Raw genomic sequence first — 13,025 nt, forward strand, 5'->3', positions numbered from 1 at the left:
AATATAAGCAGGCTTTTAAGCCTGCTTTTCTTATCTTTTTACAATTTTCTTTAATGCGGTGATCACTGCTGTTGATATAATCATCGCCGCAATCACTTCAGGAATACCATTGGTTACAGCTATCCCTGCAATCACACTGCCAACTTTACTTACATCTACATTTCTTAGTTCGGCAAAAGGCGCCGCATAGAGGATGTAGATCATCCCTAAGACCCCTATGGTATTTGTTGCTGTCCCTACTGCTGCCGCAATACTGGTCTTTACAGCTTCAGCAATGACCTTAAATACTCTGTTTGCTACCGATACGGTTACCACATCTGATTTTATAATTATGGCTTTATACGCATAATAAGATGTGATACCGATTAGAATCCTAGGTAATACCGATACAAGCGGATTCAACAGAGCAAAAGAAAGCGGGGTCGGAACCATCATGTTCTGAATAATGCTGAAAATCCCAAATAGTAACCCAACTATTGCGCCGACAACCGGCCCTTCAATAATGGCACCAATAATTACCGGGATATGCATGATGGTAATTTTCAGAGGCAATCCGGGTATTACTAAAAACCCTAACCCAAATTGTCCCAATACTACGGTGATCGCTGTAAGAACACCGATAACGGTAATCTGGCGAATGCTAAAAGCAGCAGCGCCCATATTTTGTGATGACTTCATTTAATACACCTCCGTTCTTATTCCCTAAAGGGATACAAGTCGCAGCTAATCCATCACAATAATTATCTGCAGTTCGGTTTCTTTTAAGAATACCGACTTGGAAATATTTTAGCATCTTTTTAGGATTTATGCAATAACTTATATCAATCAAAATATCATATTAAAATCTTTCACCTATATTCATATATGGTATAAAATTCGTTACCGCTCAGCCGTAAATGGATTGCCTCCATGCTAAGCCGTCGGCATCAATTCGCATCCTCGCTCAATGATGCCTAAAACTGCCGTCCTAGCAGTTTTCCGGCTTAGCATTCCGACAATGCCATTTACGGCTGAGCGGTAACGAAAATTCTTAATCCAGCTTATATAGTTCTTTCTTTAATAAAGCTAAAGCTTTAGCTCTATGGCTTATTGTATTCTTTAGCTCATCCTCAATTTGTGCCATGGTTGCTTGATACTGCGGCAAATAAAACAAGGGATCATATCCGAATCCTTTTTCTCCAACCGGCTCAAAGGCGATAAGTCCTTCACATTCTCCCCTTACAACAATCTTTTTACCATCGGGAAATACTGCCGCAATCGCACAGACAAACCGAGCCGTGCGGTTTTCTAAAGGAACTCCATCCAACTCTTTGATAAGCTTATTCATTTTATCAATATCGGTAGCGCCTTCCCCTGCATATCTCGCAGTATATATTCCCGGAGCACCATTTAAATAATCCACTTCAAGTCCTGAATCATCGGCAATAGTAACTTCATTGCACATTTTTTGAATTTCCCGGGCCTTTATCAACGCATTCTCTTCAAATGTAGACCCGGTTTCTTCCACATCCGTCTTAATATCCAAATCATCTTGAGATAATACTTGCACCGGCAAATCTTTAAGTATATGTTGAATTTCCTTTATCTTTCCTTTGTTCTTGGTTGCAACAACAATCCTCATCGTTTGTTATTCTCCCAACTTATCTGCAATATTGTTTAGCGCTTGTTTCTGTATCTCAATTAATTGTTTTACACCTTTCTCCCCTAATGCTAATAGCATATTAAATTCATCTTTTGAAAAGGGTGCTTCTTCGCCCGTTCCCTGAACCTCAATGAACTGGCTATTATCATTCATGATAATATTCATATCCACTTTGGCTTTTGAATCCTCCGCATAACACAAATCAAGCACTTCAGTGTCTTCCACAACACCCACACTTACTGCGGCTAAAAAACTATTTACCGGAATTTTTTCAATTGCTCCGGATTCCACCAACTTGTTCATAGCATCCAACAGCGCAACAAACCCACCGGTAATGGATGCAGTCCTAGTACCTCCGTCTGCTTGAATAACATCGCAATCGATAGTCACAGTCCTTTCACCTAAAGCAGACAAGTTTACAACTGAACGCAGCGCCCTTCCAATCAATCTCTGTATTTCAGACGTCCTGCCATTTAATTTCAAACGGTTTATATCTCTCATATTCCTATCTTGCGTAGCCCGCGGAAGCATAGAATATTCTGCGGTAACCCAGCCCTCCCCGGACCCTTTCTTAAAAGGAGGAATTTTTTCTTCTACTGTTGCAGTACAAATAACTTTTGTATCTCCCATCTCTATAAGGACTGACCCTTCAGCATATTTCGTAAAATTACGTGTAATCCTCACTTTCCTCAATTCATCATTTTGTCTTCCGTCTATTCTTGACAATATATTCATCCTTTCACTTGTTTATTAAAACCGGTTTACATACACCGGTACATCTAAAGACTCTTTGCCTTTATTGTCTCCTGTAAACTCCAACGCCTTCCCATTTACCAGTATTTTTATATTCTTAACCTTACCAAATTGTCTAAAACACAATCCAATTTGATTCAACATGGTATTAAAACCGACATCTGAAGCAGTGCTACTTAAAATTTCTTCATTAAAATTTAAAATAACTGTTTGTCCCTCAACCTGTACACCTTTTAACGCCGCATCCTTGGGAATATAGGAGTTAAGGTTGCTTTCTCCGACTTCACCTTTAATAAGCTCGTTTAATGTTCTAGTATATCTGTCAAAATCGCTTGATGGTTTATGAATATATTTAGTAACCGGTACATAGTACATATATTTATTGTTAATAAGCTTTACAAAATAAACTTCTACCGGTTCTTTAGTTTCACCAATGTCATTTGCAGCGTCATCTAAAACATTTATTCCACTTCTTCTTAGGGGCATGTCTATCGTATCATCAGTTTTATAAGACGAAATACTGTTGCTGTTAATCAAAAGCTGCACGCTATTTATTGTATCAAACTCTGTAAGTGTATATGCAATACTATTCATTATAATTGCTTTATCTTTTTCAGAAGTATAATTTAAAACCTGCTCATTAAAATCAACAACCGCAGTACCATCCTTAATTGTCATGCCGTTAATATGCGTTCCTGCCGGCAATACCGGATAAAGTCCCACTCTTCCTATATCCTCTCTGATCACAGGTATATCTACCAGTGAGAGGATGGCTGCTTTCGCAATTCCTTCGACTCTATCCGTTTTCCGGGTCACAGGAATGATTAAACCGTCTTTGTCCTGATAATAAAATGTAGTATACCTTTTCTCGTCAGTGCTATCTGAAGAAGCGGTATTAGTTCCTGAAACGTTGGCTGCCGGCTTATCAATCTTATTTTGAGAAGAACCGCTTTTTTCATCAGTCTCCCTATTTTCCAAGTGGCTGTCTTCATTATATACTGGTTTGCTTTTATCGGTTACCAGACTGCACGCCGACAATAATATCATGCTAAAAACCATAAACATTATAAGAATCTTCCTCATACAGTTCCCTCCTAAATATTGCTTTACTACATTGTATTAGTGTTTATGGACATGTATGAAGAATTTCTTTAATAAATATTACCATAATCTTCATAAAATTAAAACCATTATCTCACACAAAAGTGCGATATAATGGTTCACTGTTATCAAGTAAGTTAATTATTAAGCCCCGTGGGATGATGCTTATACCATTTCAATGAGAATATATTTATTCATGCAAACTTTCCCACTCCGCATAAAACTCTTCCAACGTTTCCTTCAGATAATCAATTTTACTGCTAATCTCAAACGCCTTCTCATGGTCAGAAAACACTTCCGGATTGCATAGCTGTTGTTCCAGCTCTTGAATCTGTATTTCGGTCTCGGATATTTTCTCTTCTAACTCAGCAATCAATTTTTGTATTCTACGTTCATTGGCTTTTTTTTCTTTCTGTGATTCATACTGCTCTTTGGAGGGTGTGCTTGAAGATTCATCTATAGGCGCAGAGGTTTGGTTTTTCATTTCCACCGCATGCATTTTTTTTCTTTTTTCCACATAGTCATCATAGTTTCCTATATACTCTGTTAAATCTGCAGACTCTAATTCAACGATCCTAGATGCAATTTTATTGATAAAATACCTGTCATGGGATATTATAAACATTGTGCCGTTATAGTCCAGAAGAGCATTTTCCAATGCTTCTCTTGAATAAATATCCAAGTGGTTTGTAGGTTCATCTAATATTAAAAAGTTCGCTTTTGACAGCATAAGTTTTACTAATGCAATCCTTCCTTTTTCGCCTCCGCTTAACACCGAGATATTTTTAAACACATCATCTCCCCTAAAGAGAAACGCCGCCAGCGCATTTCTGGTTTCCGTTTGTGTTAATTCGGGATTCGCATCCGCTACTTCATCTAACACCGTTCTTGTGATATCTATATCGGAGTGTTCTTGATCATAGTATCCCGGAATAACATTGGTTCCCCATTGTATCCATCCACTGTCTTTATTTTCTTTATCCAGTAATATCTTAAACAGTGTTGTTTTTCCTGTGCCATTCCCACCTAACAGAAAAACCTTTTCCCCGCTCCTAATGTTTAATGCTATATTGCTAAAGAGATGATTCTCCCCGTAAGACTTGGATAATCCTTCTACCGCAAGAACATCATTTCCGCTTCTAATCCTTGTCTGAAATTTAAACCGGATATTGTCAGGAAGATTTTCGGGTTTATCTACTTTTTCCATTCTATCAATAGCTTTCTGCTTGCTTTCGGCAGTACGTATGTTTTTTTCACGATTCCACTGCTTCTGCTGTTCAATAATTCCTTCAATTCTTGAAATTTCTTTCTGCTGCAAATGATACTGCTTCCACTGCTGCTCTCTGTTTACTTGTTTTTGCTTTATATAATTCGAATAATTCCCGTCATAACAAACTGCTTTTTTATTTTCAATTTCTATTGTCCTATTTGTTACCCGATCCAGAAAAAATCTATCATGAGAGATAATCATGACACTGCCCGAGTAATCGGCTAAAAAATTTTCCAGCCATTCTACTGCCTGTATATCCAAATGGTTGGTTGGTTCATCCAAAAGAAGCATCAGAGGATTTTGTAATAAAATCTTCGCAAGCGCTACCCGTGTTTTTTGTCCACCGCTTAAATATTTAATAGGCAGGTTAAACTGTTCATCCTCAAAGCCTAAACCGACCAGCACCGCCCTAATATGACTGTTAAACCCATACCCGTTCTTATCCTTAAATTCCTCGCAAAGTTCTGCATGTTGATGCACCAACTCGTCCAAATGATGTACATCTGAAGTTTGCTCCATCTTTTTCTCAAGCACCTTAATTTTCTTCTCCATCTCTATCAATGGCGCAAATACTTCCAGCAACTCATCCCATATGTTTTTTTCCGAATCTATTTCATAATTTTGCGCCATATACCCGATGACCAGTTCTTTTGATTTATAGATTTCCCCCGAGTCCGGTAAAATTTCTCCTGTAATCATCTTAAATAGGGTAGACTTTCCTGCTCCATTTACCCCTACCAGACCAATTTTATCGTTTTTGTATATATTGAATGATACTTGTTCCAATATCGTATCTATCCCATATGATTTACCTATATTGCTGCAATTTAATAGAATCATGTTATGCAAACCCCTTTTTATAACTTCTTACCCATTATAGCATAGGAGTTGGCAATACTGCTACTAAGGAATGACGAAATAATAATTCCTAAAGCACCAAAAACGGGTATATATTTTCAAATGATACTACTCTTCTTGAAAGACCCATAGGTAATATACCGCATATACGGCCATCAGCATCAATGTTAGTCCTACACTATTATCTTTCATTAACGCCAGCCCCATAAAAACCAGTATATTAAAAGGGATAAAAATAGTGTGCTTCTTTACTCTCTTCATACGTATCACCTTTTATCTTTTGTAGATTATTGGAATATAATACCACAAAACAAATGTCGAAGTAAGATAAAAAATGAAAGCTATAAAAATACTTATATTTCAAAAAGCAAATAAGAGCAGGAATAATCCCACTCTTTCTTCTTTACTCTATTATTTAAGTAATGAAAATCATGTCCCCTTTTTGAATATTTGCATTATGTATTGCCCCGGCAGGCAGCTCCACTACCTTTACCGCTTTAAATACCATGGCGCTTATTTTATTAGGATGAAGGTTTTCAATCATATGCTCTACTTTGTTTTCTTTATTGACAAAAAGGGCATCTATCGCAAATCTCATTCCAAAAGTATGTATCATATTACAGGGTTGAATAATCAAGGCTTCGCTTTCATTCAATCTTTCTCTGAACATCAGTCCTCTAAGCCGTGTTATGAATGTCTGTGCCATAACTGCTTGATCTGCTATTATTCCATTATTACTAGCAATCTTAATCTGCATAAAATCAACCTCAACTCCATCGTTTACTTTTAACCCCCACGATTCACCCTATCAGCTACTTCGCAAATGTCTCCATTAACCGTATCACTACCGGACCGAGAAGCACGGTAAAAATGGTAGGAAATATAAAAAACACCATAGGCAGCAGCATTTTAATAGGCGCCTTCATTGCCTTTTCTTGTGCTCTCTGACGTCTTCTAACCCTCATCTGATCCGATTGTACCCTTAATACATTTCCGATACTTACTCCCAACTGATCTGCCTGGATTACCGAAGCTATAAAAGTAGTGACATCCACCACCCCTAATCTATCGCTCATATTCCTCAGCGCATCTTTCCTTGGCTTTCCCATTTTTATTTCCTGCAGCACTTTATCAAATTCTTTAGCCAGCACTCCGGGCATTTTCTCTACTACCTTCCCCAATGCGGCATCAAATCCAAGACCTGCTTCCACACTCACAGTAAGCAAATCTAAAATATCCGGAAGTGTTTTGGTAATTTCCTTCTGTCTTTGCTGCGTTTTTGTAATAAGGATCATACTCGGTCCGAAAGCCCCTACTATGATTTCCAGTACTGCAAACAACAATATTTTTTCTATAGCAGCGTCTGAAACCATCCCTAATATCACTGTAAAAACAGGAACTACCAGCATAAAAAACATTTGCGTCGTCAGCCACTCATTCACACCATAGTTAAAAGGATTTCCCGCTGCAATAATTTTCATTTCATAGCTATTTATGATCTCTTTAGGTGTGACTTTTAGCATAAAACCGGTCATCTGTCTTACAGCCGGCTGTACAATTCTGATGAGAAAAGGTTTTCTTAGCTCTTCTTCGCGGACGTCCATGCTTTTTTCCAGGCTGATTTTGTCCAACCGCTTCGTGATGATGTTTTTATTGCTTGCAGTAATGCTATAAACAGCATAAATCAGAGCAATCATTGCTGAAAATGAAAAAAATACGATTAAATAGAGCAGCATATTTTCACCTCTTTTACACTTCTATTTTTACGATCTTATTAATAAAATAAATACCCATTAATTCCATAATCACCGAACATACTATCATCAGAAGACCTAATTTTCTTGTAAACAGAACACCTATATGCTCCGGATTGATTACTGCTAGAACGGCCCCCATCGCAGGCGGAATAATACCGATAATAATTCCTGACATTCTGCCCTGTGCGGTAAGTGTTCTGACTTCACCTTTTATTCTAACCCTTTCTTGGATTGTCTCTGAAATATTGTCCAATATTTCAGCAAGATTTCCTCCTACCTGTCTCTGAATCATAATCGCAGTTACAACCAATTCCAGGTCATCACTCTCGACTCTTTTTACTAGGTTTTCCAAGGCTTGCTCGGTTGATAACCCCAAATTCACTTCCTTTTTTAGCTGCATAAACTCCTCCGCGATGCTTCCGGACATTTCACCGGAAGCCGTATCCACCGCTTGAAAAAAACTGTATCCCGCTTTTAGAGAATTTGAAACCAATGTAATCGCATCTCCCAATTGGTCATTCAGCTGCTTGATTCTTTTCTTTTTCTTTGATTGCACAAATAACATGGGAATAAACCATCCGATCACACCAAACAGCAATCCGGTAATAATACTTTGTGCGATGAGCATAAATGCGACGGCACATGCTGCAGTACTCATGATGCATATTGTAATGAATTCTTCTCCCTTTAGAGGAATATGCGCTTTTATAAGCTGTGACTGTACATATTTCTTATATCCGTTAAATATACCTAAATTGCCCATTCCTCTGCCAGATAGCAGTATGCCTTTCATGATCCTTTTTAAAAATTTGTCCTCATCATTATCATCTGATATTTGCTGGATATTCACGTACTTCTCTACTCTATCCACCAGCTTGCTTTTTATAAAAAAAAGCCGTATTGTCCCATATACCAATATGATGGCAGTAACAAACGATAAAGATATAATAAGGTACAGCATCCCTACACCCCTTTATATTTTTCTGCTTAAAAATAAATCCGACGGCAGCTTTACACCGGAGTTTTCCAATTTTTCGAAAAATTTCGGTTTGATCCCGGTAGCTATAAATTCGCCCAATACCTTTCCTTTGTCATCTTTACCGCGCTGCTTATAAATAAAAATATCCTGCAATGTAATGACCTCTCCTTCCATTCCTGCCACTTCAGTAATATGCGTAATTTTTCTGCTCCCATCCTTGAGCCTGCTCTGCTGAATAATTAAGTCAACTGCCGATGAAATCTGTTCACGTATTGCTCTAACAGGCAAGTCCATCCCTGCCATCAGCACCATTGTCTCCAAACGGGCCAGCATATCTCTCGGTGTATTGGCATGTCCTGTAGTCAGAGAACCATCATGCCCGGTATTCATGGCTTGAAGCATATCCAGTGCTTCCCCGCCTCTTACTTCGCCGACTACCACTCGGTCCGGACGCATACGCAAGGAGTTCTTTACCAAATCCCTAATAGTGATAGCGCCTTTCCCTTCAATATTTGCAGGGCGTGTTTCCAGACGAATGACATGTTCCTGGCCTAATTGAAGTTCAGCAGCATCTTCTATGGTAACAATACGTTCATCCGACGGTATAAAAGAAGAAAGTACGTTAAGCGTGGTTGTTTTACCACTTCCGGTACCACCCGAAACCACTATATTCAATCGAGCCTCAACACATGCTTTAATAAACATGGCCATATTAGGGTCTAACGTGTTAAAATTTATCAAGTCTTTGACCGTTAAAGGTTTCTCTGAAAACTTTCTGATGGTAATGGTAGGTCCATTCAATGCCAAAGGCGGTATAATTGCATTCACACGTGAACCATCAGGGAGCCGGGCATCTACCATGGGAGAGCTTTCATCAATTCTTCTCCCTAATGGAGCAACAATTTTTTCTATCACATGCATCACATGTTGATCATCTCTAAAAGAGATATTGCTCAGCATCAGCTTACCCTTTTGTTCAACATATACCTGATTAGGTCCATTCACCATGATTTCCGAAACATCTCTGTTCTGCAAAAGTCCATTGATAGGTCCAAAGCCTATTGTCTCAGCTATAATCTCTGAAGTGATTTTTTGTTTATCATTTCTTGACAGAGGGATGCTTTCCTCAGCTAACGCTTTTTCTACAAGCGCCGTGATTTTTTTTTCCAGTTCCGGTGATTCTTCTCCTTCATCTACTTCATCAGGATCTATTCCATCTACTACTTTATCGAATATCTTCTTTTTTATCTCCTCGAAGGGATCTTTCTTCTCAACCTGAACAGTCTTACGCATCTTGGAGGCACTGCCCGTATCCGTTTTTTCTACCGCTTTTTCTTTTTCTAATCGCTGTAATAGAGACATATGATTTCACCTTCTATATCTTAAACTTATGGTTAAATATTCGAATCTCTTAAAATAAGCCTAGAATCCTAAAATCTTTTGGAAAAAGGATTTACTGTTCTCAACATGCTTCTTTTCATGGATAATTCTATCGCCAATATCGTATATGCTTTTTGATACCCTCGCTTCAGCTCGGGTTACTACAAAAGGAAACCCTTTATTGACCGAGTTAATCACCGTAAAGTTATCTTCAGGAATATTTATCCATATATTGTTTTTTATGGTGGACTCAAAATCCTTATAACTGATTCCGAATTGTTCCGACGCCTTATTCAATACGATTTTAACCTTTGAATCGGAATACCTTAATGATTCCATTACTTCCAGCCCCGCTTTTACATTCTTTATAGTGGGAAGGTCCATGGTAGAAACAAACAATATGACATCCGAGGCATCCAACGCCGCCAATGTTGTTTCACTAAAATTCTGAGCAGTATCTATTACGATGTAATGATAGCTTTCCTTTAAGGTTTTAATAATTTTTTCTACATGCCGGCCCGTCACATATTCGGCATATTCCGGCTTTACCGGTGCCGGAAGCACTCTTACACCTGAGAAATGTGTAGCCATATACTCATCCATTAATTCCTGGTCTAATATATGAATCTCTTTAATAAGTTCCGATATTGTACTTTTGATAGATACATTTAAGTGAATGGCCACATCACCAAAAAGCAAGTCAAGATCAAGCAACGCCACCCTCTTTTTTGTCTGGCGCGCAAGGGTAACTGCCAGGTTTGTTGCGATTGTGGTTTTCCCCACACCGCCTTTTGTACTAAAAACGGATATGATTTTTGATTTTATTTCTTCTCGCTCAGTAGGGAGGATTATTTTTTGCTTTCTTTTAGAATCCAGATTGTAAGCTTTTATAATCGTATCAATGATTTCTTCTCCGGTAAAAGGTTTTACGATATAGTCTCTGGCACCTGCCGTCATCGCTTTACGTAAATATTCCTGTTCAGCTTGCACAGACATAATAATGATGGTCGTTTCCGGAACCTCTAACGTGATCTCTTCAGTCGCCTTAATGCCATCGGTAACAGGCATATTGATATCCATCAGAATAATATCCGGACGAACTTCACGTGCGAGAAACACCGCATCTTCTCCGTTTTCTGCTTCTCCAACAATTTCTATTCTTTCATCAAAGGATAGCAATGTCTTTATGTTTTCTCTTGTCTCTCTGACATCGTCCGCAATAATTACCTTTATTCTTTGATTCATCCTTTCACCTCTTTCTAAATAGTTCGCAGTTGAAATAGTTCACGGTTCACAGTTCACAGATAATAGAGGAAATCGAACTTGGGCGGGGCCCTGTCCGAGACTACTAAAAAGTCCGATTTAGCACGAAGAGAAAATCGGACATGGGGACTGGTCTGCTGTCAGGCCTGGTTTTTGGCCGGACTGCGGCCCTGAGCCCCGCCCATGCCAGATTTTCGAACGATAAGCACTTTTTCACGCCCTCCAATATCGCTAAAGCAGTCGACTACCTTGCGTTGTGCTCATGTATCCTGATGTTTATATCACTTTGGCAGCACGATCTTGCCTCGGTCGGTAACCATATCCTCCCTCAACGCACCGCTTGTGGTCACTTTATTATGATCGTCGACATTCCGCAATACCATTTTAATAACAGCGGTTTCTTCAATAAAAGTAAGTTTTTCTGCTTCTTCTAATGTGACCGCCAGCGTCACTGTCTTTGGCAGCTCCTGTCTTGGCTTCTCCGGAACTTCTTGCAATTGCCCCATCCCGAGAACCAAAATATCCTGCAGTACAACCTTCGTGACTCTCGGATAGATGATCTTCTGAACATTATTCTCCAACTCATACTTATCAAATGTGACAAGAATATCTACATGATCTCCCGGGCGGATAAAATCTCCAACTTCCGAGGCTTCATTCACATTAACGGTAATAGCTCTTTTACCTTCAGGAATGACATATGATAAAAGCATTTGTTCTTCAGTAGCAATTCTGTCTTTAAGGATCTGCTCCCCTTCTATTATTTTAGATCTCGCCCGTTTTCCTATGATATCATTCATATTGGTAAATGCTTGAGGATTTACCGACGTTGTCTCAACCTTTATCATTTTAATGTCATTAGATAATATCTCTGCTCGACTTTCTACGGTTTTTGCAGCAGCCACAATATAAGAATATTCTGTTTGAATATCTGATTTTTCAATCCCCCGGATATACGAATAAATTAAAAAAGATGTAATTGCTGCCAATAAAATTGCTAAAAACAATACTTTCTTATTCACTCTATGCATTAAAATCCCCCCCTATTCTACAAGCTTTACCGCATATAATCCATAATCTGTACCGTTCGGGTCACTATCGCCCACTGTTGTGTTTTTTATAAATCTTCCTAATATTCTCATATGACCACCATCTTCATCTCTTCCTTCCAGCAAAAACATCGCGAACCCGACAATTTGAACTTCACCTTTTCCATTCACTTCCAATGTATTTACAATCGGAAGGGGGATAATACGTGAACAGGCCAAGTCATAATGATCAATTGTACACTTCGGCGAATGGCTGCATTGATTCATCAAATAATCAATCCCCTCTTCGGTAGGGTTCGGCATATTCCCGGTTTCGGTATCCACCCAATCTCCCACTTTCAGTTTGCCGGAATACCCGTATTTAATATTGTTTCTATAATTATTGGCACCGGTAGCACCTAATGCAAGAGGTCCGAAGTTTCCGTTATAGCTACCTCCTGCCCCTTCTTTTAGCGCATACTTTACACCATATTCAAAAACAAAGTCTTCTACCGCTAAAGGCCTAACACCTGTCATGCCGGTGATAGGATATGCCACCGCTTTTGCTTTCGCATCCACCAGCGTTTTATCAAACCCCAATACTCTTGCGAAAAAGAAATTTACCGTATTCTTACCGCTTATTTCTACGCTTTTCATACTGCTTGAAACAGTGACCTGTACATCACCAGTACTAAATCCGTTTTTTTGTATATAATCCAACGCCGTTGATTTTGCCTGCTGCTCACTGATAGAAATATCTTGTGCTGCCGCCAGTGCCGCCGCATCTACGGCATTAGACAATTTTTGTCTCTCAATATAAGTTAAACCTATATCGGTAACCAGCGCTACCATTCCAAGCATCGCTACCATTGATGCGGCAACGATAATCAGTCCAGCTCCTTGTTCTTGTTCCAATGTTTTTTTTACAGCTATCCATATTTTATTTATAATGCTTTTACTAGAGTCTTTTATTAAGAATCTCACGCTAATCATT

The 13,025-nt window shown here is 38.8% G+C and carries 13 protein-coding genes; all 13 read right to left on the reverse strand.

Features of this window, described 5'->3' with window-relative positions:
* Positions 1-30: 30 nt before the first annotated feature.
* The 13 genes from QKW49_RS07410 to QKW49_RS07470 all read right to left on the reverse strand — a co-directional run bounded on the left by QKW49_RS07410 (position 31) and on the right by QKW49_RS07470 (position 13,024).
* The gene (locus QKW49_RS07410; RefSeq protein WP_282866899.1) at positions 31-678 is read right to left on the reverse strand and encodes an ECF transporter S component; all 648 of its coding nucleotides are present in this window, start codon (positions 676-678) and stop codon (positions 31-33) included.
* Positions 679-1,030: 352 nt separating this feature from the next.
* Positions 1,031-1,621, reverse strand: coding sequence for an XTP/dITP diphosphatase (locus QKW49_RS07415; RefSeq protein ID WP_282866900.1), 591 nt, complete (start codon positions 1,619-1,621; stop codon positions 1,031-1,033).
* Positions 1,622-1,627: 6 nt separating this feature from the next.
* The gene (gene rph, locus QKW49_RS07420; RefSeq protein ID WP_349239089.1) at positions 1,628-2,377 is read right to left on the reverse strand and encodes a ribonuclease PH; all 750 of its coding nucleotides are present in this window, start codon (positions 2,375-2,377) and stop codon (positions 1,628-1,630) included.
* A gap of 15 nt (positions 2,378-2,392) precedes the next feature.
* On the reverse strand, positions 2,393-3,478 hold the full coding sequence (locus QKW49_RS07425) for a GerMN domain-containing protein (protein WP_282866902.1): 1,086 nt from the start codon (positions 3,476-3,478) through the stop codon (positions 2,393-2,395).
* A gap of 208 nt (positions 3,479-3,686) precedes the next feature.
* Positions 3,687-5,606, reverse strand: coding sequence for a ribosomal protection-like ABC-F family protein (gene abc-f, locus QKW49_RS07430; RefSeq protein ID WP_282866903.1), 1,920 nt, complete (start codon positions 5,604-5,606; stop codon positions 3,687-3,689).
* A 126-nt stretch (positions 5,607-5,732) separates the two neighbouring features.
* On the reverse strand, positions 5,733-5,885 hold the full coding sequence (locus tag QKW49_RS07435) for a hypothetical protein (protein ID WP_282866904.1): 153 nt from the start codon (positions 5,883-5,885) through the stop codon (positions 5,733-5,735).
* Positions 5,886-6,039: 154 nt separating this feature from the next.
* Positions 6,040-6,381 (reverse strand): DUF192 domain-containing protein, encoded by a 342-nt coding sequence (locus QKW49_RS07440; RefSeq protein ID WP_282866905.1) that lies wholly within the window; start codon positions 6,379-6,381, stop codon positions 6,040-6,042.
* A gap of 55 nt (positions 6,382-6,436) precedes the next feature.
* A complete protein-coding gene (locus QKW49_RS07445; protein ID WP_282866906.1) occupies positions 6,437-7,360 on the reverse strand; it encodes a type II secretion system F family protein in 924 nt (307 codons plus the stop codon).
* Positions 7,361-7,373: 13 nt separating this feature from the next.
* Positions 7,374-8,342 (reverse strand): type II secretion system F family protein, encoded by a 969-nt coding sequence (locus QKW49_RS07450; protein WP_282866907.1) that lies wholly within the window; start codon positions 8,340-8,342, stop codon positions 7,374-7,376.
* 12 nt (positions 8,343-8,354) lie between these two features.
* Positions 8,355-9,722 carry a CpaF family protein gene (locus QKW49_RS07455; RefSeq protein ID WP_282866908.1) on the reverse strand — a complete coding sequence of 456 codons (1,368 nt, stop codon included), beginning with the start codon at positions 9,720-9,722 and terminating at the stop codon, positions 8,355-8,357.
* A 60-nt stretch (positions 9,723-9,782) separates the two neighbouring features.
* Positions 9,783-10,985, reverse strand: a complete 1,203-nt coding sequence (locus tag QKW49_RS07460; protein WP_282866909.1) for a response regulator — start codon at positions 10,983-10,985, stop codon at positions 9,783-9,785.
* Positions 10,986-11,284: 299 nt separating this feature from the next.
* Positions 11,285-12,034 (reverse strand): Flp pilus assembly protein CpaB, encoded by a 750-nt coding sequence (gene cpaB, locus QKW49_RS07465; protein WP_282866910.1) that lies wholly within the window; start codon positions 12,032-12,034, stop codon positions 11,285-11,287.
* Positions 12,035-12,046: 12 nt separating this feature from the next.
* Positions 12,047-13,024 carry a pilus assembly protein TadG-related protein gene (locus tag QKW49_RS07470; protein ID WP_282866911.1) on the reverse strand — a complete coding sequence of 326 codons (978 nt, stop codon included), beginning with the start codon at positions 13,022-13,024 and terminating at the stop codon, positions 12,047-12,049.
* Position 13,025: the final 1 nt, after the last annotated feature.

This window comes from Petroclostridium sp. X23, from assembly GCF_030013905.1.
Classification (GTDB): domain Bacteria; phylum Bacillota; class Clostridia; order SK-Y3; family SK-Y3; genus X23.

Bases quoted from the DNA above. Each gene is read 5' to 3' on its own strand.
- QKW49_RS07410 (WP_282866899.1), bottom strand. From the start codon at position 678: ATGAAGTCATCACAAAATATGGGCGCTGCTGCTTTTAGCATTCGCCAG.
- QKW49_RS07415 (WP_282866900.1), bottom strand. From the start codon at position 1,621: ATGAGGATTGTTGTTGCAACCAAGAACAAAGGAAAGATAAAGGAAATT.
- rph (WP_349239089.1), bottom strand. From the start codon at position 2,377: ATGAATATATTGTCAAGAATAGACGGAAGACAAAATGATGAATTGAGG.
- QKW49_RS07425 (WP_282866902.1), bottom strand. From the start codon at position 3,478: ATGAGGAAGATTCTTATAATGTTTATGGTTTTTAGCATGATATTATTG.
- abc-f (WP_282866903.1), bottom strand. From the start codon at position 5,606: ATGATTCTATTAAATTGCAGCAATATAGGTAAATCATATGGGATAGAT.
- QKW49_RS07435 (WP_282866904.1), bottom strand. From the start codon at position 5,885: ATGAAGAGAGTAAAGAAGCACACTATTTTTATCCCTTTTAATATACTG.
- QKW49_RS07440 (WP_282866905.1), bottom strand. From the start codon at position 6,381: ATGCAGATTAAGATTGCTAGTAATAATGGAATAATAGCAGATCAAGCA.
- QKW49_RS07445 (WP_282866906.1), bottom strand. From the start codon at position 7,360: ATGCTGCTCTATTTAATCGTATTTTTTTCATTTTCAGCAATGATTGCT.
- QKW49_RS07450 (WP_282866907.1), bottom strand. From the start codon at position 8,342: ATGCTGTACCTTATTATATCTTTATCGTTTGTTACTGCCATCATATTG.
- QKW49_RS07455 (WP_282866908.1), bottom strand. From the start codon at position 9,722: ATGTCTCTATTACAGCGATTAGAAAAAGAAAAAGCGGTAGAAAAAACG.
- QKW49_RS07460 (WP_282866909.1), bottom strand. From the start codon at position 10,985: ATGAATCAAAGAATAAAGGTAATTATTGCGGACGATGTCAGAGAGACA.
- cpaB (WP_282866910.1), bottom strand. From the start codon at position 12,034: ATGCATAGAGTGAATAAGAAAGTATTGTTTTTAGCAATTTTATTGGCA.
- QKW49_RS07470 (WP_282866911.1), bottom strand. From the start codon at position 13,024: ATGATTAGCGTGAGATTCTTAATAAAAGACTCTAGTAAAAGCATTATA.